A 24894-nucleotide genomic window follows, 5' to 3' on the forward strand; every position below is an offset into this window, starting at 1 on the left:
CTACTCCTCCGTGGCGCCGACGTCCCGGTACGTGCGGCGCAGCACCTGGGCGGCGGTCCGGCCGTGCAGCGGCTTGCAGAAGTGGAAACCCTGGCCGAAGCCGCAGCCCATGGCGGCGAGGATGCGGGCCTGGTCGGCGGTCTCGATGCCCTCGGCCACGACGCTCATCCGGAACGCCATGCCCAGCCGCACGACCGCCTCGGCGACCGTACGAGCCTGCGGGTCGTCCGCGATGCCGGTGACGAACGAGCGGTCGATCTTGAGGATGTCCACCGGCAGGCGACGCAGGTAGCTCAGCGCCGAGTAGCCCGTACCGAAGTCGTCGACCGCGATGCTCACGCCCAGCCGGCGCAGGCTCTCGAGACGGGCGACGACGTGCGAGTCGGGTTCCAGGATGACGCCCTCGGTGAGCTCCAGGACCAGGCGGTTCGCCGGGAAGCCGGTCTCGGTGAGGATGGTGCGGATCGTGTCGACCAGGGCCGGCTGCTGCACCTGCGCCGGTGACACGTTGACGCTGAGCCGCATGTGCTCCGTGCCCGGGACGGTGTCACGCCAGCGGGCCGCCTCGCGGCAGGCCTCCCGCAGCACCCACTCGCCGAGCGGCACGATGGCGCCGGTCTCCTCGGCGAGCTCGATGAACTCGGCCGGCATCAGCAGGCCGCGCTCCGGGTGACGCCAGCGCACCAGCGCCTCCACGGCGACGACCGAGCCGTTGGACAGGTCGACGGCCGGCTGGAAGAGCACGACGAGGTCGCCGTCGTCGATCGCCTGCCGCAGCTCGGCGTCGCGGCCGCGGGTGTCCAGCTCCGAGGTGAAGAACTCGTAGCGGTTGCGGCCGGCACGCTTGGCCGCACCCATGGCCGCGTCGGCGTGCTGCAGGAGCAGCTCGCCTTCCCCGGTGAGCTCGTCGCGGACGGCCACGCCGATGCTGGCGCCGGTCGTGAGCAGGAACTCGCCGTGGATGACCGGCGTGTTCAGGGCCTCGACGAGGCGCTCGGCGATGCGGGCGGCGGCGGCCCGGTCGGGCAGGTTGGGCAGGATGACGGCGAACTCGTCGTCGCCGAGGCGCCCGGCGGTGTCGCCGGCGCGCAGCTCCGAGCGCAGGGCGCCGGCGACCGCGGCCAGCACGGCGTCGCCGGCGTCCTGGCCGTACCGGTCGTTGAGGGCCCGGAAGTGGTCCAGGTCGATGACCATGACGGCGGCGTGCCGGCCGTCCTGCACCGGCTGGGTGGACAGCTCCGCCAGGCGCTCGCTCACCAGGGTCCGGTTGGCCAGCCCGGTGAGCGCGTCGGTGAACGCCAGCTGCCGGTTCTCGCGCAGCGCGTACATCTGCCGGGCCACGACCAGGGCAGTGAGCAGCACGGCACCGACGATCATGCCGCCGAACGGGTACATCCCCTGCTCGCGGGCGAGGACGCCGAGCAGGCCGTAGGCCAGCCCGATGGCGCCGTACGGCAGCCAGTTGATCGTCGCCCGCCGCTCGGGCACCCCGTCGCGGGCGGCGCGGGACCGCCGGCACTGCCGGTGCGCGGAGAGTGTGAACAGGTAGCAGCCGGACAGCCAGAACAGGTCCGGCCAGGAGCCGCCGACGAAGCCGGCGTGCAGCTGGACGTAGCTGTAGTAGACGTCCGCGACGACGTAGACCGCGACACCGCCGGCCAGCAGCCGGATGGGGGCCTGCGTGATCTCCGTGCGCCGCAGCAGCACCGCCGCCAGGGCCACCACCAGCACCAGGTCCCCGACCGGCAGGGCGGCAGAGTAGAAGAGCCCGGCCGGCGAGGCGCCCTCGGTGACCACCAGCGGGCCGAGCACGAGGTACCACAGCACCATGAACGAGCTGGCCCCGACGATCAGCGCGTCGAGCGCCAGCTTGATCTTGTCGCGCCGGCTCCGGTGCACGCCGGGAAGCAGGACGAGCCCGATGAGCAGGAACGGCACGAAGGCCAGGAACCAGTAGTCCGCGAACGACGGGTACGCGTCGGTGTGCAGCACCGCGTCCTCGACGAACCACGACGTGTGCGCGACGAGCTGGCAGAAGAACGCGGCCGTGATGAAGCCCCAGGCCCGGCGCGCCCTCGGCTCGAGGCCGCCACGCCGGACCACCCGCACGCCCAGCACGGTGAACAGCAGCGCGATCGGCGGGTAGATGCCGTCGGTGACGTACGCCCGCAGCGTCTCGCCGCCCCACCCGCCGGCGTACCAGACGAGGAACGCCGCCAGCAGCAACCCACTGCCCGCCACGGCCGCATCGGCCGCGCGGTCCCCGAGCTCACGCCAGTTCTTCACGCCGGACCATCGACCGTGACGCAGGTCGCTTAAGAATAGAGACGTTTATCGATCCGGACGTGGTGGTAGTTCCGGGGCATGACGACGCAGCAGGCCCTCCGCCCGGAGAAGACGTTCTTCGGCCAGCCGCCCGTACTGGCCAACCTCTTCGGTGTCGAGCTGTGGGAACGGTTCTCCTTCTACGGCATGCAGGGCATCCTGCTGATCTACCTCTACTACAGCGCCGCCGACGGGGGCCTGGGACTGTCCGAGGCCACCGCCACCAGCATCGTCGGCGCGTACGGCGGAGCGGTCTACCTCTCCACCATCCTCGGCGCCTGGGTGGCCGACCGGCTGCTCGGCCCCGAACGGGTGCTCTTCCTCAGCGCGATCCTGGTGATGGCCGGGCACGTGAGCCTCGCGGTGCTGCCCGGCCTCACCGGAGTCACGACGGGGCTGATCCTCATCGCCGTCGGCAGCGGCGGCGTGAAGGCCAACGCCACCTCGCTGGTCGGCTCGCTCTACGACGAGCACGACGAGCGCCGCGACGCCGGCTTCTCCCTCTTCTACCTCGGCATCAACCTGGGTGCGCTGGTCGGCCCGCTGCTCACCGGCCTGCTGCAGAAGAACTGGGGCTTCCACTGGGGCTTCGGCCTCGCCGCGCTGGGCATGGCCGCCGGCCTCACGCAGTACGCCCTCGGCCGCAAGCACCTCACCGGCGCCGCCCGCGTCGTGCCCAACCCGCTGCCCCGCGGACGTCTCCTGCCGATCGCCGGGGTCGCCGCCGCGGTGGGCCTGCTCGTCGTCGTGCTGGCCGCGACCGGTGTGCTGCGCGCCGCGTACCTGTCGACGGTGGTGGTCGTGCTGAGCGCCCTCGCCGCTCTCGCCTACTTCGTGGTGATCCTGACCAGTCACAAGATCACCGGCGTGGAGCGCCGCCGGGTGTACGCGTTCATCCCCATGTTCGTCACCAGCGCCGTCTTCTGGTCGCTGTACCAGCAGCAGTTCACCGTCGTCACGATCTACTCCGACCAGCGCCTGGACCGCGACCTGTTCGGCTGGGAGATGCCGGTCTCCTGGGTGCAGTCGATCAACCCGGTCTTCATCATCGTGCTGTCCGGTGTCTTCGCCGCCCTCTGGACCCGCCTGGGCCCGCGCCAGCCGTCCACGCCGGTCAAGTTCGCCGCGGGCACCGTGATCATGGGCGTGGCCTTCCTGCTCTTCCTTCCCCTCGCCGGCGGCGGCCCGAACAGTGCGCCCCTGCTCGCCCTCGCCGGCATCCTGCTGGTCTTCACGGTGGCCGAGCTGCTGCTGTCGCCGGTCGGCCTGTCGCTGGCGACCAAGCTCGCCCCCGCCGCCTTCCACACCCAGATGGTGGCGCTCTTCTTCCTCTCGGTCGCCCTGGGCACCGCCGCCTCCGGCACGCTGGCGAACTACTACAGCGAGCAGCACGAGACGGCGTACTTCGGCATCCTCGGCCTGATCGCCATCGTCGTCGGCGCCGCCCTCGCGCTCGCGGCCAAACCGATCAGCCGGCTCATGAGCGGCGTGCGCTGACCCGGGCTCAGCGGCCCCGGACCGATCCGCGAAAATGGGGGTGAGCGTACGAGAACGGAAGTTGGGGATCGTGGCAGAAGCAGCAGGAGCCGTCGACTGGGTCAGCCGGTTCGCCGACGAGGTGATCGCCGAGGCGCAGCGCCGCTCGCCGGGGCAACCTGTGGTGTGCGCGTCCGGGCTCAGCCCGTCCGGGCCGATCCACCTCGGCAACCTGCGTGAGGTGATGACCCCGCACCTGGTCGCGGACGAGATCCGCCGGCGCGGCCACGAGGTGGTGCACCTCATCTCGTGGGACGACTACGACCGGTTCCGCAAGGTGCCGGCCGGCATCGACGCGTCGTGGGCCGAGCACATCGGCAAGCCGCTGACCGCCGTGCCCGCGCCGCCCGGCAGCCGCTTCCCCAACTGGGCCGAGCACTTCAAGGCCGCGATGATCGACTCGCTGGCCGAGCTCGGCATCGAGTACCGCGGCATCTCCCAGACGGAGATGTACACCTCGGGGGCGTACCGGGACCAGATCCTCCTGGCCATGCGCGAGCGGGAACGGATCGACGCCATCCTCGACCGCTACCGCACCAAGGGCCGCACCGCCGCACCGAAGGCGAACGCCAAGCTCGACGAGGCCGACGCCGCCGCTGCCGCCGAGGCGGCCGAGGGCTCCGGCGCCGCCGACGAGGACGACGGCCAGGCGAGCACGGGGTACTACCCCTACCGGCCGTACTGCGCCCAGTGCGGCAAGGACACGACGACGGTCACCGCGTACGACGAGACGACGACCGAGATGACGTACGAGTGCGCCGACGGGTTCACCGAGACCGTGCTGCTCAGCGAGTTCCACCGCGGCAAGCTCGTGTGGAAGGTCGACTGGCCGATGCGGTGGGCGTACGAGGGCGTGCACTTCGAGCCCTCCGGCGTCGACCACTCCTCGCCGGGCTCCTCCTTCGTGGTCGGCGGCCAGATCGTCCAGGAGATCTTCGGCGGCGCCCAGCCGATCGGCCCCATGTACGCCTTCGTCGGCATCAGCGGCATGGCCAAGATGTCCAGCTCCCGCGGCGCGGTGCCCACCCCGGCGGACGCCCTCGCCATCATGGAGGCGCCGCTGCTGCGCTGGATGTACGCCCGCCGCCGCCCCAACCAGGCGTTCAAGGTCGCCTTCGACGCGGAGATCCAGCGCCTCTACGACGAGTGGGACGCCCTGGAGGCCAAGATCGAGGCGGGCACGGCGGCACCGGCCGACGATGCCGCGCACGACCGCGCGGTGCGGACGGCCACGGTCACGCTGCCGGCGACGCCGGTGCCGGTCGCGTACCGCACTCTCGCCTCGATCGTCGACATCACCACCGGCCACGACGAGCAGACCCTGCGCATCCTGCGCGACCTCGACCCGCGGCGCCCGGTGACCGACCTGGACCAGGTCCGGCCCCGCCTCGACCGGGCTCAGACCTGGGTCACCACCCAGCTGCCCCCGGAGGCGCGCACCCAGGTCCTGGCCGAGCCCGACAAGGAGCTGCTGGCGTCCCTCGACGACGACCAGCGCGAGTCGCTGCGGTTGCTCGCGGCGGGGCTCGACGAGAGCTGGTCGCTGGACGGGCTGACGACGCTCGTGTACGGCGTACCGAAGGTCATGGCCGGCCTGCCGCCGGACACCAAGCCGACCCCGGAGCTGAAGGTCGCGCAGCGGTCGTTCTTCGTCCTGGTCTACCGCCTGCTGATCGGCAAGGAGACCGGCCCCCGCCTGCCCACGCTGCTGCTGGCGGTGGGCGCCGACCGCATCCGCAGCCTGATCGGCGCCTGACCCACGAACCCGCCCGGGCGAACCGCCGCGCCCGGGCGGCTGTCAGGAGTCCTGGCTGGCCAGGAACGCGATCAGGATGATCAGGGCGAAGGGGATCGCCAGCCCGATGATCGTCATGGGCCGCTGCAGCAGCCGCGGCCCGGGATCCATCGGCGGGCGGCTGGGACCGAACGGGTTCGGCTGCGGCGCGGCGAGGTTCGCGACCTTGCCGCGGCGGAACAGGTTCAGCAGCACGGTGATCGGCGTGATGATGAACGACGCCCAGCCGTACCACCCCTGCACCAGGGTGCGCGAGGTCATCGCACGGAAGGTGCCAAGCCCGCAGTCGCGGCAGAATGGCCCGTCCAGGCTCAGGAACCGCATGACGATGACGAATCCCTGATGACCACGGAACTTGGCCGGCGCGGCGGGCACACTGCCGCACAACCGGCAGGCGACCACGGCGAACTGCCCCGCCTGACCCGCCGTCACGCCGGCCGGCTGCACCGGACCGCTGTACGGCGCCGGCGCCGGCTCGCCGTAGGAGGCCTGAGCCGGCGGGGCGTAGGGCGCCCCGGGCTGCGGCGGCGCGCCGAACGAGGCCGGCGCCCCGTAGGGCAGCTCAGCGGGCTGCGGGCTGGAACCGGGCTGCTGCGGGTACGACACGACGGGATCCACCTCGGTGCTGGGAACGACGAGCCGCGTCAGGGTACTGGTCCGGTGATGATCTCCGCAGCCCCGCGGGTGCCGCAGCTTTAGCATGTGGCGCATGCGGGACATCGACCAGTCATCGGCCCACGCCCGGATCGAGGCCGCGCGCGCCGCGCAGTCACCGACCCTCGACCTGTCCCGGTGCGGGCTGCACGAGGTGCCGGACGCCGTCCGCGACCTCACCCACCTCGAGTCCCTCCATCTGCAGTTCAACAACCTCGACGACCTGCCCGACTGGCTGAGCGGCCTCGACCGGCTGGTGGACCTCAACGTGCAGAGGAACATCCTGGAACACGTCCCCGAGGTGGTCGGCTCGCTCACCGGCCTTCGCAAGCTCGACCTGAGCGAGAACAACCTCGAGGGCGAACCGCTCGACCTCCTCGGCCGCCTGACGAACCTGCGCGAGCTCGCCCTGATCGACACCAGGTCGGACCGGCTCCCGGAGAGCATCGGCAACCTGACCCACCTCACGGACCTCGACCTGTACCTGGGCTGGTTCCACAACTCGCCGGAGAGCCTGCCGGACACCCTGGGACAGCTCACGGGCCTGACCCGCCTGGAGCTGTCCCGTAACGGCCTGACCGAGGTGCCGGGCTGGGTCCGTCACCTGACCAACCTGCGGGTGCTCGGCCTCTGGATGAACGACATCCTGGAGATCCCCGAGTGGATCGGCGAGCTGACCGAGCTCCGGGAGATCTCGCTCCCCGGCGAGCCGGAGGAGCGGACCCTGGCCCTGCTGCGCAGGCTTCCGCACCTCCGGAAGCTCAGTTCCGACGAGGGGGACGTGGACCTCGGATGAGGCCGGGCGTCAGAACTTGATCGCCTTGCCGCCCACCCCGGTGAAGGCCAGGATCGCCGTACCCGGGGCACCCTGCACCGCGTCGTCGCGGCGGCCGGGCTGACCCAGCGAGTACGCCTCCGCCTTGACCGCCTTGAGCGCCGCGAAAGCGCTCGCCTCGTCGGTTGCCGCGCCGTAGAAGAGACGGAACCCGGCCGACTTCCCCTTGCCGAGCTTGCCGAGGGCGATGTCGACCAGTGCGCCGTGGTCCGCCGGGCCGTTGCGGACCGCCTCACCGGTGAACGACACGCTGCCACCCGCCGACAGGGGATCGGCCGACGCGAAGCCGTTGTCGCTGCTGAACCGGATCTTCTCCGCCGTGCCACGCTGGAGCGTCACGTACTCGCTGAAGGCGGTGGGCTCCATGTCCCAGTCGACCAGCCGGCGATAGACCACGTCCGGCAGCGTGTCCTTGCCGATGTTCTTGACCGTGACGTCGACCTGGAACAGCGCCTTCGTCTTCCTCACCGTGTGGAACTCGTGAGTGACCTGTAGCTTGTCGTCCACGGTCACCACCGACAGGGCCTTGTCGGGCCCGTGCGTGAACTTCGCCGCGGCCAGGTGGTCGGTGCCGCTGGCCTCGTCCGCGTACCCGGTCAGGCCGGTCCTGGTGTCGGCCACTCCCCAGCCCTCGCAGGCACAGCCCGGCGAGACGTAGTCGAAGTTGGGCTTGAGGAGCCGCAGGCCGTAGGTCGTTCCGCCCTCGGCGTCGGCGCGCTGGCCGGCGAGGTTGAGGTCGGCCAGCTGGTTGACGCCCAGGCCCACAGTGCCGTTGGTGATGATCGCTCCGTGCCGCAGCGCGGCCCGTGCCGCCGCCATGTCGAGCCGGGGGTACGCGACACCGGTCCGCGCGTCGGTGACCGGATGGCCGGTGGCGGCGAGCGTGGCGGCGATGGTCGACGCCGAGTCGGCAGGGTCCCCCGAGGCCAGCGCCGCGATCGCCCCGGACACGTGCGGCGCCGCCTGCGAGGTGCCGCTCATCTCCTCGATGCCCTTGCCCCCGGACTCCTTGCTTCCCGGGGCGAGCAGGTCGACGAGCGCTCCGCCCTGGCTGAAGCAGGTCACCTGGTCGGGAACGGTCCTGCTGTCCGTACAGGGCTCGAACGCCTGGTTCTTGAACTTGCCGTCGTAGACGGCGCCGACCACGAAGGCGCCGGGTACGCAGGCCGGCTCCCCCACCCCGTCGACGTACTTCCCGTCCACGGTGCCGTCGTTGCCGGCCGACACGACCGGCTGGACGCCGAGGTCGATGAGGGTCTGGAAGATCGGGGTGAAGGGCGACCCGGTGCATTCCGCCGTCTCGTGGGTGGCCTTGCCGAGACTGAGGTTGAGCGCCTTGACGTTGTGCTCCGCGGCGTGGTCGGCGACGTACTGGATGCCCTGGATCACCGTCTCGTCCGTGGCGCCTTTCCCGTCGAAGACGTCACCGGCGATGATCTTCGTCTTGGGCGCCACGCGCAGGACGAGGCTCGCGACGTTGGTGCCGTGACCGCCGTCGTCGCGCTTGTGGTCGTCGGGGGCGAACTCGTGCTCGTCGACGACGGCACACCCGGCACCCGGGCACTTGCCGAACACCGACTTCGACCTGGTGTAGTCGACGCCGCTGTCCAGCACGGCCACCGCGGTGCCCTCGCCGTCGTCGCCCTTCTTCACCACCTCCGGTTGCTTGATCAGCTTCAGGTCGTCCTTCCCGGTGTCCGTGTAGGAGCGCGGGCTCGAGACACTGGCCACGTCCGGATCGGCGGCGAGCTTCCGCAGGTCGTCCTTGCTGGACAGACGAACCAGCTCGACGGGGAACGCACCGAAGTCGTGCGTCACGGAAACACCGGAGGCGGACCGGTTCACGCCGGCCTTGCGCTCGGCGTATCCGGCTCGCGCCGTCCGCAGATAGGCCCGGTTCGCGGCATTGCGCTGGACCGTCAGGTCCGTCTCCGGATCCGGGCTCTGCGTGCCGGCGGACGCGTCGCCGCGCGCGTCGGCGGCGGAGTCCCGGGCCGCCGCCGTGAGGTCGTCGTGCCGGATCACCACGATCGCGTCGGCCGCGCCGTTCTCCACGGCCGCGGCGAGGACGGGGTCGATCGTCGCGGCCGGGGATTCCGAAGCCGGCATGACATCCGCGTCGGCGTGCACACCGGACACCAGCGCGACGGCGAGAATCAGACCTCCACCTGCCGTGGATATCCGAAATAGGCGAGTTCTCTTCATACGAAAACCATCGCAGCCGCCACCATGGACGGCCATCGTCCGGCACAGCACTGATGACGCGCCGCCCGAGCCGGCCCGGCAGCGATCGACCGACCCCGTTCGAGTGGAGATCGGACCGAGCGAACCGTACGCCAGCCCAGGGCCCCGTCTAGGCTCGTCCATGATGACGACTCTCGGTGTGGTCTTCCGCCCGCAGAACCCGCCCGAACGCCTGCGGTCCGTCGCGCGCGCCGCCGACGAGGCCGGCCTCGAGGAGCTGTGGCTCTGGGAGGACTGCTTCCGCGAAAGCGGTATCGCCTCCGCGGCCGCCGCCCTCGCCTGGACCGATCGCCTGACGGTGGGAATCGGTCTGTTGCCGGTGCCGTTTCGCAACGTCGCGGTGCTCGGCATGGAGGCCGCCACGCTGCACCGGCTCTTCCCCGGCCGGACGATCCTCACCCTCGGCCACGGCGTCCAGGACTGGATGGGCCAGGTCGGCGCGCGGGTCGGGTCGCCACTGACCCTGCTCCGCGAGCACATCGAGGCGCTGAGGGCGCTGCTGGCCGGCGAGACGGTCAGCACCTCGGGCCGCTACGTCAAGCTCGACAAGGTGAAACTGGACTACCCGCCGGCGGTTACCGCCCGGATCTACGCCGGAGCGACCGGAACCAAGACCCGCGCACTCGCCTGCGAGGTCGCCGACGGGATCCTGCTGACGGCCGGCACGTCACCGGAGGAAGTCGCCGCCGCCAGGCCCGCGGCCAGAGCCATCACGGTCTACGTGCACGCGGCCACCGGCCCCGACGCCGAGAAGCGCATGGCCCGTGAACTCGAGTTCTGGGGCGAGTCAGACAGAGCACACACGACGGCCGTCGGCGGCGCCGCGGACATCGCTTCCATGGTCAACCGCTACGCGGACGCCGGAGCCGACGCCGTGATCCTGCAACCGACCGCCGACGAACCCGACATCGAGGGCTTCACGCGCTTCACCGCACAGGACGTCCGCGCCCTGGTGCCGTGATGGCGTCGGGGCATCGCCCGCCTCAAGCACCAGGCGCCGTCGCCTCCGTCGCGACAGGCTCGCGGCGGAGGCGAATCCCGGCTCTTGCCGGTTGCTACTCGTAGCAGCCGGTCCGGTCGCTTTCCAGCTGTACGTCGGTGACCTTCTTCTTCTCGATGCTGATCCGGTAGTGCGCGCCGTCGCCCTTGACGGCATCCACCAAAGCGTCACCGCCGGTCCGCCGGGCGGCAGGGGTGTCATCGCCGTCAACGCGCCACGTGAGGTGAGGATAGGCGCGGCGCACCGCGGCCAGCGTGCTGCCGGGCTTGATGCCCTCGGGCGTCTTCTGGTCGCCGAACGAGTCGACGGCGCGCAGCCCGTACTTGCCGTTGAAGACCATCCAGACGTCCTTGGACTGGCCCTTCCAGTGCGCACTGACGCAGCCGTCAGGCCCGGCAGCGTCCTGGTCGGTGTTGACCACGATCAAGCCGGTCGCCTTGGCCGCCCGCAGACTCATGCCGATCTTCAACGGCCCGATCCGGTCCGGGCGAATGGTCAGGCGGGCCGAATCGGTGTGGTTCGTCTTGACCAGCTCAGGCGCCGGCGCCGTGCTCGACGACGACGGCCGGGGCGTCGCTGCGGCTTCCGCAGCATCACCGGCCGAGGCGGCGGGTACGGCCGAGGCGGCGGGTACGGCCGAGGCGGCGGGTGCGGCCGCGGAGGAAGCGGCACCGCCCGGTACGGCGGCGGCGTCCTCATGCCCGGTCGCGGTGTTGCTGCAGGCGGCAACCAGAGCCACCAGCGTGGTCGCACCCAAGACCTGGACGAGACGATGCATTGCAGTGTTCCTTCCCCGTGTGAGTTCATGCGGCGCGATGCGCCTTCCCCGGCGTCCCATGACCGTGACGCCCGGGCAGAAGTCAGCATCGCGGCTCCGCCGCCCCGGCAACTCACGGAAACGTGCCAACGGTGCTACGTCGAGTTGAACGGCACGACTGCGGTCGAGACGTTGCTGAAGGCCGGAATGACGTTCGAGGGAATGGCGGACAAGTACGAGGCAGATGGATCAGCCGCTGCGGTCTTCTCCAGCAGCGGCTGATCGTTGCCCGGCGAGGACGTCAGAACGAGTCCACCGCCGGGAATCACGGCATGAGAGTGAGGCGGGCCGCGCCCACGGACGGCGGCGTGACAGTGCGGTCGCTGCGGCGTCAAACTGCGCTAGCGGAGGCGTTCATCCACCGACTCCCCGTGCTGGCTGACACACTCGCGACATGAGCTCTTTGCCGGAGGCCTGCATTGCGGACTGGACCAAGTTGTGGCGCCTGGCCCAGCGGCTGGCTCTGGAAGAACGCGATGAACCGGCCTCCGTTTTCGAGCGGATCGGATTGTTCTTGGAAGATCCTGCTGAACAGCGCAGGTGCGACTACGACGTCACTCCGGCCAATAGCATCATGATCGCGTCTACCGGCGGAGACGGGGTCCACTTCTCCGCTTTGGTCACCGGCAGCGGCGGATCCGCACCGATTGTCATGACCGTCCCGATGGCCTTCGATACTCCTAACCACGTCCTGGGCAGCGATCTGCGCGAGTTCCTCGCCCTCGGTCGCGCACGCGGCTACTTCGGCCTGGAGCGGTTGGCCTACCAATGGGAGCGCCCAGAAGCGATCGCTCAACTACAAGCCGACTACGAGCCCACGGGGTCGCGACAAGCGGAGATGCTGCAGCTCCTCATCGAGGAATTCGACCTGCAGCCGTGGCGCGATGTCGGGGAACGCTTGGATGAGCTCGCTTCCGCGCACAGCGCACAGCTGTAGAAGCTCATCACCTTCACCCCTGATCCGCAAGATCCGTCATGGAGGCGGGACTGGGCCCCGGCGGACGCGCAATCGCGTCCGACCCCGTTCGAAGACCTGCCTCAGTCGGCGTTCATGGACGAACTTCCGCGTCAGCATCGTCTTCCAGCTCGGTGGAGTCGATTTCAGCCAGACCATGACCAACGGGCCGGTGAGCATCCTCGACTTCGTCCTGATGCTGCAGGCAGCGCGGACGACAATGCGGCGCGGGGGCACCTCGGAGATCGAACTGTCCGACCGGGGTGACCAGTGGTCGTTTTCGAGACAGCGCGGGACGGTGTGGTTGCGTATCCGAGGTGGACACGACGGCCGCGGCATCAACGGCTCGTGCCCCGCGGAGGAGTTCGACCAGCTCGTGGACCAAGCCCTGGCTGACGCCCTGAGACTGTTGTTCTGGCAACAGCCGGCGCTGAGGCGAAACAAGTACCTTCAGTCGCTGACCAGCCAAGCAGCCGGCACCTGAAGGGAAGGCCGACGACCGCAACCGGCGCGGTACGTCCGCCTGACCACCGACGAAGCCGGGCCTGCAGAACAACCCGACCCACCGCAACCACAACGCGGAAGCCAGACCACCCACCGCAAGGTGACCGCAAGCTGAAGTACGCACGAAGCAGCGAGCAACCCCTCACCCACCCGCCGCATGCCCCCACGCAAGGTCGGGGGCCGGGGTGACCAAGAACGGCGTAGAAACGCCCCACCAGCCGTCTTGGTCACCCCGGCCCCCGACCGTCCCACCGCAAGCAGAACCCTCAAGCATGCGACAACCCGAAAGCGACGAGAAACCCGGCCACAGTGACAAGCCCGATCAACAGATGAGCGTTCTCAAACGCCTCGGGAATCATCGTGTCGGCCACCATGGCAAGAATCGCCCCGGCGGCCACAGCGGTCACCCCGGCCAGCACGGCATCCCCAGCCCCACCCAACAGGCTGTACCCGGCCAACGCCGCCAACCCACTGACCAGAGCGATCCCGCCCCACAGCCCGAAGACATACCGCCGACCCCGCTCGGCACGACGCATACCGGCCGCACTGGACAACCCCTCTGGCACATTGCTGATGAACACCGCCGCGACGGTGACCGCCCCGACCGCACCCCCGCCGAGCAGACTCGCCCCGATCACGATCGACTCGGGGATGCCGTCGAGCAGGGCGCCGAGGGCGATGGCCGTACCGGATCCGGAGTCCTCGCTCTCGGAGGGCTGCTGGTCCCCGGAGCGTTTGCGATGCCGGGCCCCGTGCCGCGCCAGCAGGATGTTGCAGGCGGTGTAGACAACGGCACCGCTGACGGCGCCGATCACCGTCGGGGTCAGGCCGCCGCGCTCGTCGGCCTCCTCGATGAGCTCGAACGCGACCGCGGAGAGCAGAACGCCGGCGCCGAAGCCCATGACGGCCGCCACGACGTGCCGGGGTACGGGCGCGAGGTAACCCACGGCTGCCCCGATGAGCAGGGCGGAGCCCGCCAGCAGTCCCCATCCTCCGGCTTGCAACCACTCTGGCATGGGCTTCTTGTGCCCAGTTTTCCGTGGATCACCCCTTCACGGCGCCGGCGGTGAGGCCGGTGACGATGTAGCGCTGCAGGATCTGGAAGACGAGGACGGTCGGTACGGCGGTCAGCAGCGTCCCCGCGCAGAACATGCCGAAGTTGTTGTTGCGTTCGCCGGCCACCAGGCCGTACATGCCGACCGAGAGGGTTTTGGCGCCAGTGTCGGTGAGGAAGACGTTGGCGATCAGGAACTCGTTGATGGTGCCGATGAACGCGAGCAGGGCCGTGACCGCCAGGATCGGCGCCACCAGCGGCAGCAGGATCCGGAAGAAGGTCTGGGCGTGCGAGGCGCCGTCCATGGTGGCCGACTCGTCCAGTTCCCGGGGCACGGTGTCGAAGAAGCCTTTCATCAGCCAGGTGTTCACGCCGAGCGCGCCACCGAGGTACAGCAGGATCAGGCCCGACGCCTGGTTGAAGCCGATCGCCGGCCACAGGTCGGTGATGGTGGAGAACATCAGGAAGATAGCCACGATCGCCAGGAACTGCGGGAACATCTGAATGAGCAGCAGGGCCAGGAGGCCGGTCCGGCGGCCGCGGAAACGCATGCGGCTGAACGCGTACGCGGCCAGCGCCGACAGGAACACCGACGCCGCCGCCGACACACCGGCCACCAGCACGGAGTTGAGGAACCAGCGCGGGAAGCGGGTCTCGGTGAGCAGCCGCGTGACGTTGTCGAGGGACGCGCCGGTCGGCACCACCGACGTCGACGACAGGGTGCCGAGGGGGTTGAGGGCGGCCGACACCACGAAGACGATCGGGAACAGCGAGAAGATGAGGGCGAGGACGGCCACCGCGTGCCGCCACCCCACCCGCGTCAGCCACGTCATGCGTAGACCTCTTCCTGGCGGCGGGTACGGCGGAAGCTGACCGCCGAGATCACCGCGACGATGACGAAGATGAAGATGGACACCGCGGCGGCGAAGCCGTACTGGGCGCCGGAGCCACCGAAGGCCAGCCGGTAGGTGTAGGTGATGAGCAGGTCGGTGGCCCCGTTCGCGGGGTTGTCGGCGGCGAACGGCGCCCCGTCGGTGGTCAGGTAGATCGCGTTGAAGTTGTTGAAGTTGAACGCGAACGACGAGATCAGCAGCGGGGTGAGGGCGACGAGCAGCAGCGGCAGGGTGACCCGGCGCAGCGACTGCCACGCCGATGCGCCGTCGAGCCGGGACGCCTCGGTGAGCTCGGCCGGGATCGCCTGCAGCGCTCCCGTCGCGACGAGGAACATGTACGGGTAGCCCAGCCACAGCTGCACCAGGATCACCGCGATCCTCGCGGTGGTGGCGCCGCCGAACCAGTCGACGTCGAGCCCGAACAGGTTGTTGATCAGGCCGAAGTCGGTGTTGAACATGTCGCGCCAGACCAGCAGCATGGCGAAGGACGGCATCGCGTACGGCAGCACCAGCAGCGTGCGGTAGAGCCGCCGCCCCCGGACCCGCGGCGAGTGCAGGGCGAGCGCGCAGACGAGGCCGAGCACGAACGTGCCGCCGGTCGAGGCGAGGGCGAAGAGCAGGTTCCAGACGAGGGTACGGGCGAACGGCCCGGAGATCGCCGGATCGGTGACGAGCCGGGTGAAGTTGGCGAGCCCCACGCCGACCTTCCAGCCCTGCGCCAGCCGTTCGCCGTCCGCGGCGACGAACGCGCCCGCGGACTCGTCGGCGGTCCAGGTCTTCCCGGTGGCCGCCTCGCGGATGCAGTCGCACCCGGCGTCGTACGCGCGCCCGGCCTTCCCTTCGTACGCGCGCGACAGCCCCTGGGAGCGGATCGCGCCGCCCGGGGTGGGCACGGCCAGGTCGGTGATCTCGCGGCTGCGGGCGCTGGCCTGGCCGCCGTTGAGGATCGTGTAGCCGGCGGCGGCGGTCACCCGTCCGGCGGCGTTCACGGACGCGCCGCCGGAGGGCAGGTCCTTGAGCCCGTCGGTGGTGCCGGCGGAGACCTTACCGGTGGCGGGGTCGGTGACGAGGAAGGTGAGCGGGCCGGTGGCCGGGTCGCCGGTGGTGGCGACGGTCAGCGCGTACTCGGCGGATCCGGGCACCCGGGTGACCGAGGCGGTCTGGATGGCCACGACGGCGTCCTGCTTGTCGCCGCGGTGCCCGTCGCTGAAGTTCGTGAACGCGGTCGAGGCCGTGTAGAGGACCGGGAACAGCTGGAACACGACGAGGAACAGGGTGCCGGGCACGAGGTACTTGGCGGGTATGTGCCGCGGTCCGGCGTACAGGTAGAACAGCCCGGCCGTGGCCGCGACGAGGATCGCGAGGCCGGCCCACTGCCGCTGCTCGACCAGGGGGAAGGCCGCCCACAGCGCGATGGCGGCGGTGAGGCCGAGCAGCAGGATGGTGAGGAGCCGGCCGCGGGAGCCGCTCCGGCCGGGCCGGGGGGCCTGGGCCGGAGCGGTCTCCCGTTCGAGGAGCGCGGTCATTACTTGATCTGTCCGGAGATGGTCTTCGCGGCCGCGGTCAGGGCGGTCTTCGGGTCGGCGCCGCCGACGACGGCGGACTCGGCCTTGCCGAACGGGTCCCAGATGGTCGCCATCTCGGGGATCGCGGGCAGCGGGACGGCGTTCTTGCCGGCATCGAGGAACTTGGCGAGGTCCGGGTCGGCGCCCTTGACCTGGTCGAAGGCGGCGGTCAGCGCCGGCGGCCGGGGTTCGGCCTGGTAGAGGGCGACGGCGAGCTCGGGCGTGGTGACGTAGTTGGTGACGAACTCCTGGGCCAGGGCCTTGTTCTTGCCCTTGGCGGCCACGTAGAAGGTCTGCACACCGAGGAACGGCTGGGCGGGCTTGCCGCCCGCGAAGCCGGGTACGGGCGAGATGTCGTACGCGATCTTGGCCTTCTTGGCGTCGGTGATCGCCCACGGTCCGGAGACCAGGAAGGCGCACTTGCCGGCGGTGAACGTGGCGATGGAGTTCTCGACGGTGATGGAGCGCTTGAGCGCGCCGTCGCCCTTCTCGCCCAGTCCGGCGATCTTCTGGAACGCCGCGATCGACTCGGGCTTGCCGACGCCGAGGTCCTTCTTGTCGTAGTCGCCGTTGGCGGCGCGGCCGAACAGGTAGCCGCCGGCCGAGGTGAAGAACGGGTAGAGGTGGTACGCGTCGCCGTTCTGGCCGACCTGCAGGCAGAGGATCTCGCTCGCCTTCTTCTCCGCCTTGAGCTTCTGCCCGGTCTTGACGAGGTCCTCGACGGTGGCGGGTGCCTCGGGGGCGAGCTTGGTGTTGCGGATCAGGGCGAGGTTCTCGGTCGCGTACGGCACGCCGTAGGTCTGGCCGTTGAAGGTGACCGCCTTGAGCGCGTTGGGCGCGATGCCCTGCTGCTGCTCGGCGGTGAGCTGGACCGGGTCGATGGCGCCGTTCTGCACGAGGTTGCCGATCCAGTCGTGCGCGCCGACCATCACGTCGGGGCCGCTGCCCTGCTGGGAGGCGGTGACGAAGGTGGTCTGCTGGTCCTTGGAGATGGCCTGGACCTCGACGGTGACGCCGTTCTCCTGCCCGAACCGGTCGGCGAAGGGCTTGAGGGCGGCGGCGCGCTTGTCGTCGCCCCAGATCACGAGCTTGCCGCCCGCGGCCGGTGCCGCCGAGCCGGCGGTCGTGGGGGTGTCGTCGGTGCCGCTGCACCCGGCGGCGAGGGCGATCAGGGCGACCGCCGTTATGGCACGAATGCGCATGTTCTACTCCTATTGGGCAGCACGGGGCCGCCCGCTGCACAGAGTGGGTTCGAGGGGAGAAAGGTGCCCGAGGAGCACGTTGCCGGGACGTTAGCAAGGAGTTTCGGCGAATGGAAGACCTTGCAAGTGTTCCGCAAGAACTTCCAAGGTCTAAAGTGACGCCCATGCGCGCACGACTCTCCGATATCGCGCGCCAGGCCGAGGTCAGCGAGGCGACGGTGTCGCGGGTGCTCAATGACCGGCCCGGCGTGTCCGCCGACACCCGGCAGGCGGTCCTGACCGCCCTCGACGTCCTGGGCTACGAACGCCCCGAAAGACTGCGCAAACGCAGTGCGGGACTCGTCGGCCTGATCGTGCCGGAACTGGAGAACCCGATCTTCCCGGCCTTCGCCCAGACGATCGAGTCGGCACTGTCGCAGTCCGGCTTCACGCCCGTGCTGTGCACCCAGACGCCGGGCGGCGTGACCGAGGACGAGTACGTGGAGATGCTGCTCGACCGGCAGGTGTCAGGCATCGTGTTCGTCTCCGGCCTGCACGCCGACACCACCATGGACCACGACCGCTACCGGCGCCTGGTGGACCGGCCACTGCCGATCGTGCTCATCAACGGCTTCGCCGAGGGCCTCGACGCCCCGTTCATCTCCTGCGACGACCGGCTCGCCGGGGAGCTCGCGGTCAACCACCTCGTCGCGCTCGGGCATCAGCGCATCGGCTTCATCTCCGGCCCGGACCGGTTCCTCAATGTGCAGCGCAAGCTCGACGGATACCGTACGGCCATGCGCCGCGAGCTCGGCCTGCGCGACCGGGATCTCGACGAGATGGTCGCGTTGACACTGTTCGGCGTCGAGGGTGGCGAGGTGGCCGCCGGCCAGCTGCTCGCCCGGGGGGTCACGGGCATCGTCTGCGGTTCGGACCTGATGGCCCTGGGCGCCATCCGGGCGGCGCGCCGGCGCGGCCTGAGCGTTCCGCGGGACGTGTCGGTGGTCGGCTTCGACGACTCACCGCTGATCGCCTTCACCGACCCGCCGCTGACCACCCTGCGGCAGCCGGTGTCCGCCATGGGCAACGCCGCCATCCGCCAGCTCGTGGACGAGATCAACGGGCACGGGGCGCCCCGCTCGGAGTACGTCTTCCCGCCCGAGCTGGTGGTCCGCGGCTCCACGGCCATCAACAAGAGTGACCACGGCCCGGAGAGTATGAAGTTTTCCGCGGCGTAAGACGAACCTGTTAAATCGATCTTTGAAAGTTGTTGCGGGCCTTCCGATGAAGGCCCGCTGCTGCTGCCTGGGACTTTCGGAGGACCTCGGTCCCGGTAAGTAAACCTCACTGTAAGCGAAACCGAGCATTTCGGGCATCACGCCCCAGCGCATCGAGACCTTTCTCTTTACGATGCTGAAACACGCTGCTAACTTTCCTCCACTTGCGCAAGGAGTTTCACCCACTCCCGCGTCCCTGGAGGCACGCCATGCGTATCCGTCCGGTCGCCGCCGCCGCGGTGACCACCCTGCTCGCCGCGAGCCTGCTCGCCGTGGGCGTCGTTCGCCACGGTGACCAGGCGCAGGCCTCCACGGCCTCCCCCGGCACCAAGGACGTCATCGTGCACCTCTTCGAATGGCCCTCGGCGTCGGTCGCGAACGAGTGCACGACCGTCCTCGGCCCCAAGGGTTTCGGTGGCGTGCAGGTCTCGCCGCCCCAGGAACACGTCGTCCTGCCGGCCAGGGGCCACCCGTGGTGGCAGGACTACCAGCCGGTCAGCTACCAGCTCACCAGCCGCCGCGGTGACCGCAGCGCGTTCGCGGCCATGGTGCGGACCTGCCACGCCGCCGGGGTGAAGATCTACGTCGACGCGGTGGTGAACCACATGGCCGGCGGTTCCTCGACCGGCAACGGCAGCGGCGGCTCGACGTACTCGCAGTACGCGTACCCCTCCGTCCCGTACGGCAGCGGCGACTTCCACCACTGCGGCCGCAACGGCAACGATGACATCGTGAACTGGGGCGACCGCTGGGAGGTCCAGAACTGCGAGCTGGTCGACCTGTCCGACCTCAAGACCGAGTCCTCGTACGTGCGCGGCAAGCTCACCGCGTACCTGAACGACCTGGTGTCCCTGGGTGTCGACGGCTTCCGGGTCGACGCGGCGAAGCACCTGCCGGCCGCCGACCTCGCCGCGATCGTCGACCCGGTCACCGGCGACCCGTACGTCTACAGCGAGGTCATCGAGGGCGGCAGCGGCGAGCCGTCGCCCGAGGAGTACACCGGCACGGGCGACGTCACCGAGTTCCGCTACGGCGACGTCGTCGGCGGGGCTTTCAAGGACGGTAACCTCGCCAACCTCACCAACCTGGCCTCCCAGATGCGCCTCGCTTCCGGCGACGCGGTGGCGTTCGTGGACAACCACGACACCCAGCGCAACGGCCGCGCGAAGCTGACCTACAAGGACGGCGCCGCGTACGCGCTCGCCGAGGCGTTCATGATCGCCTGGCCGTACGGTGTCCCGCAGGTCATGTCGAGCTTCACCTTCACCGACCCGCAGGCGGGTCCGCCCGCCGCGACCAACGGCACCACCAACGCCGTGAGCTGCGGCAACGGCTGGCAGTGCGAGCACCGCGCCCGCACCACGGCGAACATGGTGGCGCTGCGCAACGCCGCCGCGAGCGCCGCGGTCACCAACTGGTGGAGCAACGGCTCGAACCAGATCGCGTTCGGGCGCGGCAGCGCGGCGTACGTGGCGTTCAACCGCTCCGGCTCCGCGCTGACCCGCACCTTCCAGACCTCGCTGCCGGCCGGCACCTACTGCGACGTGATGGCCGGGGACTTCGCGAACGGCTCGTGCTCGGGGCCGGCGTACGCGGTGAACGCCGCCGGCCAGCTCACCGCCACCGTGGCCGGAAACTCCGCGCTGGCCCTGCACATCAACGCCCGCGGCACCGGCAACCCCGGCTGCTCGTCCGCCTCGGTCTCCTTCGCCGCGACCGTCACGACCACCTGGGGCCAGAACGTCTACGTCACGGGCAACACCGCGGCGCTCGGCAACTGGAACCCGGCGTCCGCGGTGGCGCTGTCCTCCGCGTCGTACCCGGTGTGGACGGCGACCGTGCCGCTGCCGGGCACCACGGCGGTGCAGTACAAGTACATCAAGAAGGAGGGCTCGACGGTCATCTGGGAGAGCGACCCCGACCGCACCCGGACCACGCCCTCGGCGTCGCCGTGCAGCGCGACCTGGACCGACTCCTGGCGCTGAGCCGGGCGTTCGAAGAAAGTTCCGGGCCGGCCGATGAGTTCGGCCGGCCCGGCGAGTCTTCCCGTCATGACAATCATCGACACCACCCCCGCACCGCGCGCTCGTGGCCTGCACCGCACGCTGTGGGTGCTCCAGGTGCTCCTCGCCGCGTTCTTCATCGTCGCGTCCGCGGGCCCCAAGCTCTTCGGCGAGGCGTACGCGGTGCAGACCTTCGAGGACATGGGCGCCGCCCCATGGTTCCGCTACTTCATCGGCCTGGTCGAGCTGGCCGGCGGCATCGGCCTGCTCGTGCCGCGCCTCGCCGGAGCGGCCGCGGCCGGGCTGGCGCTGCTCATGGTGGGGGCCGCGGTCACCCAGGCGGTCATCCTGCACGGCGGCGCGCTGGTGCTCACGCCGGTGGTGCTGTTCGTGCTCTTCGTGGTTCTCGCCTGGGGCCGCCGGGACTCGTTCACCCGGCTCCTCAAGCGGTGACAGAATCCGACAGATGCAGTACCTGGTATCCGTCATCGCCGACGACACGACCCGCCTTGCCTCCCCGGAGGAGGCGGCAGCCATCGACGCGTTCAACGACCGGCTCCAGGCGGAGGGCCACTGGGTCTTCGCCGCCGGCCTGGCCGAGCCCGCCTCCGCCGCGGTCATCGACAACCGGGGCGGGGAGCCGCTGGTCACCGACGGGCCGTTCGTCGAGTCGAAGGAGCACTTCGCCGGCTTCTGGGTCCTCGAGGCGCCCGACCGGGAGGCGGCGCTCCGGCTCGCGGCCGAGGGCTCGAAGCACTGCAACCGCAAGGTCGAGGTGCGGCAGATCCTGTGAACGAGGTGAACGCGCGGGAGGCGGTCACCCGGGCGCACCATGAGGAGTGGGCTCGGGTGGTCGCCGCCCTCACCAGGCGGTTCGGCGACCTCGACGTCGCCGAGGAGGCGGCGGCCGAGGCGTTCGCCACCGCGGTCGAGCGGTGGCCGGCCGACGGCGTGCCGCCCAGCCCCGGCGCCTGGCTGACCACCACCGCCACCCGCAGGGCCATCGACCGGATCAGGCGGGAGAACAAGCGCGAGGACAAGCAGCGCCAGGCGGTTCTGGTGTACGACGACGGCCCGCCCGAGCCGACCGGCGCTGTCGACGACGAGCGGCTCCGGCTGATCTTCACGTGCTGCCACCCGGCACTCGCGATGGAGACCCGGGTGGCGCTGACCCTGCGGATGGTCGCCGGCCTGACCGTGGCGGAGATCGCCCGCGCCTTCCTGGTCCAGGAGTCCGCCATGGGGCAGCGCATCACCCGGGCCAAGGCCAAGATCAAGGCCGCTCGGATCCCCTACCGGGTGCCGGCCGCGGAGGACCTCCCGGCGCGCGTGTCCGGCGTCCTCGCGGTCCTGTTCCTCGTGTTCAACGAGGGCTACCTGGCGACCGGTCCCGGCACCTCTCCCCTGCGCCACGACCTCACCGCCGAGGCGATCCGGCTGACCCGCCTGCTCCGCACCCTCCTGCCCGGCGACGGTGAGGTGGCCGGGCTGCTGGCGCTGATGCTGCTCACCGAGGCCCGCCGCGGCGCGCGCGTCTCGGCGAGCGGCGAGCTGGTGCCCCTCCCCGACCAGGACCGCGGCGTCTGGGACGCCGCTCTGATCGCCGAGGGCCATCGGCTGGTGCGTGAGCGCCTGGCCACCGGAGCCGCCCCGGGCCGCTATCAGATCCTTGCCGCCGTCAACGCCGTCCACACGTACGCGCGCGACGTCCGCGACACCGACTGGTCGCAGATCCGCGCTCTCTACGATCAGCTCGTCCGCCTCGACCCCTCGCCGGTCGTCGCCCTCAACCGCGCCGTGGCGGTCGCCGAGCTCGACGGCCCGCAGGTGGCGCTGGCCACGGTCGACCGGCTGAAGGGCCGGCTCGCCGGCTACCACGCCTTCCACGCGACCCGGGCCGAGCTGCTGCGCCGGATGGGACGCGACGAAGAGGCCCGCACGGCGTACGACGAAGCCATCTACCTCGCCGGCAACTCCGCGCAGATCGCATATCTGACGCGCCGCCGGGACGAGCTGAGGTCACCCTAGTTCGACGTAGCGCGTGGTGCCGTCGGTCCGCGCGCGGAGGACCTCGCTCATCAGGCCCCACTGGGCGGTGGAGAGCATGGGGCGGGCCTGCTCGGCCGTCACGAACGCGTGGTCGGCGAGCTCGCCGGGGCTCAGCGTGATGGCCGCCCGCTGATCCGCCGGCAGGACGCCGCCGTCGAAGACGAAGTAGAGCTTCGCCGGCGTCCAGGCCGTCACCAGCAGCCGGCCGATCGGCGGGGTCAGGCCCAGCTCCTCGCGCACCTCGCGCACGCACGCCTGCAACGGGGTCTCACCGGCGTCGACCCCACCGCCCGGCAGGTTCCAGAAGTCCTTGTAGGTGGGGTCGACCAGCAGGACGCGGCCCTCGTCGTCGCTGAACAGGGCGCCCGACGAGACGCGCGGGCGGGCGGGCTCGGGCTCGGTCACACTGCTGCTCCAGCTTCGTGTGCGGGGGCGATCCGGGCGTACGAGCGGCTGACGGCGACGAGCCAGTCGAGGCTCCCGTCCACCTCACCGGGCGCCGGGCCCGTACCGGTGGGCGGTGCGCCGTCGGCGCGGCAGTGCAGCGCCGCGAGGATGGACCGGGCCTCGGCGTCGGCGTCGGCGTCGCCCGGTTCGCTTTCGGCTTCGGCACGGTACGGCCGCAGCGCGAGCTGCCCGTCCCAGATCTCCACCATCCGCCGGTAAAGACGGTAGTCGAGGTCGCCGACGGCGGCCGCCTCGCCCCGGGCCGGCGAGTGCAGGGCGATGTCCGGGAACGCCGCCCGCAGCGCCGACCACAGCGGCTCCAGCGCCCGGTACGCGGCGAGCTGGTCGACCCGGGTCTGCGGCCCCCAGCTCGGCATCGTCAGCCCGGCGACGAACAGCACCTGGCCCAGGCCGGCGAACGGCATGGCGATGTCGACGAGCGCATCGACCCGGACCCCCGCGCCGAGCAGGATGAGATAGGCGCCGCGGCAGGCGCAGTAGCCGAAGCTGACCAGCGCGCCGGCCGTGGTCAGCCGCAACCCGCGCCGCAGCCATGGCAACGGGCCGGCGAGCCCGGAGAACCGCCACGCGCGGTAGGTGATCGCCACGAGCCCGACGCTGAGCGCCACGAGGAAGATGGTCAGGTACCACAGCATCGACGTCCGGCCCGCGTGGGTCTTCCAGAAGTCCACCGTGTACCGGTCGTGCACCGGCGCCAGCAGGATCAGCGCCGCCATCGCCGCCACCACGACGAGGCCCAGGACCATGACCCCGCGGGCCCGCCCCCGCGCCCGCCGCGCCGGCCACTGCCAGAACGCCAGCAACTGCAGCACGAAGACGCTGAACAGCACCATGAAGGCGTGCACGAACAACTTCGTCAGGTTGGGCACGCCGAGGGCGGCGTCCACCGGCTGGTAGACCGGGCCCACGGTCAGGGTGAACGCCACCGCGGAGAACCCGAACGCCGCGCACATCGCCCGCAGTGCCGGGTTCGCCCAGTCGCGGCGCAGGTGGTTCATCTTGTAGACGAACGCGATCCAGCTCGCCAGGGCGCCGGCTCCATAGACCAGATCATGCATCGGTACGCCCTCCGCGCCGCGGCGGCAGGAGCGCCTGGGCGAGCCGGGACGTGACCCCGGCCGGACCGTCGGGAGCAGCCGGCGGGCGGCTCAACCGGCTCAACAGCATCGATGCCATGACTTCGGCTTCCTGTTCCTGGTCGTCGGAGTAGTGACTGCGTTGCAGCAACGCCCGTACGAGCTTCGGGTCGAGGTCGGGGAACAGCGCCCGGGTGTCGAGTCCCGGGCCGCCGGAGAGGTTGGCGTGGCCGCAGATCAGATGAGCGAGCTCGTGCGCGACGATGTGCTCCTGGTGCAGCCGGTTCGTGCCGGACTCGTACGCGATGAGGTCCACATCGGGCAGTGCGAGCCAGAGACCGCACGGCCGCGCCTCGGACAGCGGCATCGGCAGCAGGCGGATCGGCCGTCCCCGGCGCCGCGCCAGGTGCTCGCAGAGAACGGTGAGATCGGCCGTCGCCGGCAGCTCGAGCGCCGCCAGCCGCGAGGCGCAGTGTCGCCGCAGTCGCCGGAACCGCCGCGACGGGAGGACCATGGTCGTCAGCCTCGTCCCAACCTGAAGGGTGATGGGCTCTCGTCCTGCGCGGGGAAAAGATGTAGCCGGCTCCCACGGGGGAAGGAGTCGGCTACATCGACGCTCACCCTACAGCAGGGATTCACAGCGGACAATCGACCCCTGCGGCG

Annotated in this window: 23 protein-coding genes; 11 read left to right on the forward strand and 12 right to left on the reverse strand. The window is 70.5% G+C overall.

All coding sequences use genetic code 11. The features are described from left to right. Positions 1–2286 (reverse strand): bifunctional diguanylate cyclase/phosphodiesterase, encoded by a 2286-nt coding sequence (locus tag AB0J80_RS32770; RefSeq protein WP_364712843.1) that lies wholly within the window; start codon positions 2284–2286, stop codon positions 1–3. A 78-nt stretch (positions 2287–2364) separates the two neighbouring features. Here AB0J80_RS32770 and AB0J80_RS32775 point away from each other — a divergent pair, with 78 nt between their 5' ends. Together AB0J80_RS32775 and lysS are read left to right on the forward strand one after the other, a co-directional pair. After that, the gene (locus AB0J80_RS32775) at positions 2365–3822 is read left to right on the forward strand and encodes a peptide MFS transporter (RefSeq protein ID WP_364712844.1); all 1458 of its coding nucleotides are present in this window, start codon (positions 2365–2367) and stop codon (positions 3820–3822) included. A gap of 70 nt (positions 3823–3892) precedes the next feature. Next, positions 3893–5617, forward strand: coding sequence for a lysine--tRNA ligase (gene lysS / locus AB0J80_RS32780; protein ID WP_364712846.1), 1725 nt, complete (start codon positions 3893–3895; stop codon positions 5615–5617). A gap of 42 nt (positions 5618–5659) precedes the next feature. Here the strand turns inward: lysS and AB0J80_RS32785 are convergent, their stop codons facing one another. Continuing rightward, positions 5660–6262 carry a hypothetical protein gene (locus tag AB0J80_RS32785; RefSeq protein ID WP_364712848.1) on the reverse strand — a complete coding sequence of 201 codons (603 nt, stop codon included), beginning with the start codon at positions 6260–6262 and terminating at the stop codon, positions 5660–5662. Between the two features lie 103 nt (positions 6263–6365). On the opposite strand from AB0J80_RS32785, the gene AB0J80_RS32790 reads away from it, so the two are divergent. After that, positions 6366–7106 (forward strand): leucine-rich repeat domain-containing protein, encoded by a 741-nt coding sequence (locus AB0J80_RS32790; protein ID WP_364712850.1) that lies wholly within the window; start codon positions 6366–6368, stop codon positions 7104–7106. Positions 7107–7115: 9 nt separating this feature from the next. Here AB0J80_RS32790 and AB0J80_RS32795 read toward each other — a convergent pair whose 3' ends face one another. Further along, the gene (locus AB0J80_RS32795; RefSeq protein WP_364712853.1) at positions 7116–9254 is read right to left on the reverse strand and encodes a S8 family serine peptidase; all 2139 of its coding nucleotides are present in this window, start codon (positions 9252–9254) and stop codon (positions 7116–7118) included. A gap of 259 nt (positions 9255–9513) precedes the next feature. Here AB0J80_RS32795 and AB0J80_RS32800 point away from each other — a divergent pair, with 259 nt between their 5' ends. Continuing rightward, positions 9514–10350: an LLM class flavin-dependent oxidoreductase gene (locus AB0J80_RS32800; RefSeq protein WP_364712856.1), complete on the forward strand. Its 837-nt coding sequence runs from the start codon at positions 9514–9516 to the stop codon at positions 10348–10350. A 94-nt stretch (positions 10351–10444) separates the two neighbouring features. On the opposite strand, the gene AB0J80_RS32805 is transcribed toward AB0J80_RS32800, so the two are convergent. Together AB0J80_RS32805 and AB0J80_RS32810 are read right to left on the reverse strand one after the other, a co-directional pair. After that, positions 10445–11167, reverse strand: coding sequence for a hypothetical protein (locus AB0J80_RS32805; protein ID WP_364712858.1), 723 nt, complete (start codon positions 11165–11167; stop codon positions 10445–10447). 134 nt (positions 11168–11301) lie between these two features. Further along, entirely contained in the window at positions 11302–11475 is a 174-nt protein-coding gene (locus AB0J80_RS32810) for a hypothetical protein (protein ID WP_364712861.1), read from the reverse strand. A 125-nt stretch (positions 11476–11600) separates the two neighbouring features. On the opposite strand from AB0J80_RS32810, the gene AB0J80_RS32815 reads away from it, so the two are divergent. Next, positions 11601–12143 carry a hypothetical protein gene (locus tag AB0J80_RS32815; protein ID WP_364712864.1) on the forward strand — a complete coding sequence of 181 codons (543 nt, stop codon included), beginning with the start codon at positions 11601–11603 and terminating at the stop codon, positions 12141–12143. A 190-nt stretch (positions 12144–12333) separates the two neighbouring features. Further along, a complete protein-coding gene (locus tag AB0J80_RS32820) occupies positions 12334–12645 on the forward strand; it encodes a hypothetical protein (protein WP_364712867.1) in 312 nt (103 codons plus the stop codon). A gap of 286 nt (positions 12646–12931) precedes the next feature. On the opposite strand, the gene AB0J80_RS32825 is transcribed toward AB0J80_RS32820, so the two are convergent. From AB0J80_RS32825 to AB0J80_RS32840, 4 genes are all read right to left on the reverse strand, one after another. Then, positions 12932–13579: a ZIP family zinc transporter gene (locus AB0J80_RS32825; protein WP_364712869.1), complete on the reverse strand. Its 648-nt coding sequence runs from the start codon at positions 13577–13579 to the stop codon at positions 12932–12934. Between the two features lie 130 nt (positions 13580–13709). After that, positions 13710–14552 (reverse strand): sugar ABC transporter permease, encoded by an 843-nt coding sequence (locus AB0J80_RS32830; protein ID WP_364712871.1) that lies wholly within the window; start codon positions 14550–14552, stop codon positions 13710–13712. Continuing rightward, positions 14549–16138, reverse strand: a complete 1590-nt coding sequence (locus AB0J80_RS32835; protein ID WP_364712874.1) for an ABC transporter permease subunit — start codon at positions 16136–16138, stop codon at positions 14549–14551. The genes AB0J80_RS32830 and AB0J80_RS32835 overlap by 4 nt, the downstream gene beginning before the upstream one ends. Next, entirely contained in the window at positions 16138–17379 is a 1242-nt protein-coding gene (locus AB0J80_RS32840) for a maltose ABC transporter substrate-binding protein (RefSeq protein WP_364712877.1), read from the reverse strand. Before AB0J80_RS32840 ends, AB0J80_RS32835 begins: the two co-directional genes overlap by 1 nt. Positions 17380–17543: 164 nt before the next feature. Between AB0J80_RS32840 and AB0J80_RS32845 the strand changes: the two genes are divergently transcribed. From AB0J80_RS32845 to AB0J80_RS32865, 5 genes are all read left to right on the forward strand, one after another. Then, on the forward strand, positions 17544–18596 hold the full coding sequence (locus AB0J80_RS32845; RefSeq protein WP_364712879.1) for a LacI family DNA-binding transcriptional regulator: 1053 nt from the start codon (positions 17544–17546) through the stop codon (positions 18594–18596). Positions 18597–18844: 248 nt separating this feature from the next. After that, positions 18845–20620 (forward strand): carbohydrate-binding module family 20 domain-containing protein, encoded by a 1776-nt coding sequence (locus AB0J80_RS32850; protein WP_364712882.1) that lies wholly within the window; start codon positions 18845–18847, stop codon positions 20618–20620. Between the two features lie 66 nt (positions 20621–20686). Continuing rightward, positions 20687–21091, forward strand: coding sequence for a DoxX family protein (locus AB0J80_RS32855; RefSeq protein WP_364712884.1), 405 nt, complete (start codon positions 20687–20689; stop codon positions 21089–21091). 13 nt (positions 21092–21104) lie between these two features. Then, positions 21105–21431 (forward strand): YciI family protein, encoded by a 327-nt coding sequence (locus tag AB0J80_RS32860; protein WP_364712887.1) that lies wholly within the window; start codon positions 21105–21107, stop codon positions 21429–21431. Continuing rightward, complete coding sequence (locus AB0J80_RS32865; RefSeq protein WP_364712889.1) at positions 21428–22666, forward strand: sigma-70 family RNA polymerase sigma factor; 1239 nt, start codon at positions 21428–21430, stop codon at positions 22664–22666. The genes AB0J80_RS32860 and AB0J80_RS32865 overlap by 4 nt, the downstream gene beginning before the upstream one ends. On the opposite strand, the gene AB0J80_RS32870 is transcribed toward AB0J80_RS32865, so the two are convergent. From AB0J80_RS32870 to AB0J80_RS32880, 3 genes are read right to left on the reverse strand one after another with little or no spacing between them, the layout of a single operon-like run. After that, a complete protein-coding gene (locus AB0J80_RS32870; protein ID WP_364712892.1) occupies positions 22658–23092 on the reverse strand; it encodes an NUDIX hydrolase in 435 nt (144 codons plus the stop codon). The two genes, AB0J80_RS32865 and AB0J80_RS32870, sit on opposite strands and share 9 nt — an antisense overlap. Then, entirely contained in the window at positions 23089–24213 is a 1125-nt protein-coding gene (locus AB0J80_RS32875) for an MAB_1171c family putative transporter (RefSeq protein ID WP_364712895.1), read from the reverse strand. Before AB0J80_RS32875 ends, AB0J80_RS32870 begins: the two co-directional genes overlap by 4 nt. After that, a complete protein-coding gene (locus AB0J80_RS32880) occupies positions 24206–24745 on the reverse strand; it encodes a hypothetical protein (RefSeq protein WP_364712898.1) in 540 nt (179 codons plus the stop codon). Before AB0J80_RS32880 ends, AB0J80_RS32875 begins: the two co-directional genes overlap by 8 nt. Positions 24746–24894: the final 149 nt, after the last annotated feature.

It is taken from the genome of Actinoplanes sp. NPDC049548, from assembly GCF_040676695.1.
GTDB lineage: Bacteria > Actinomycetota > Actinomycetes > Mycobacteriales > Micromonosporaceae > Actinoplanes.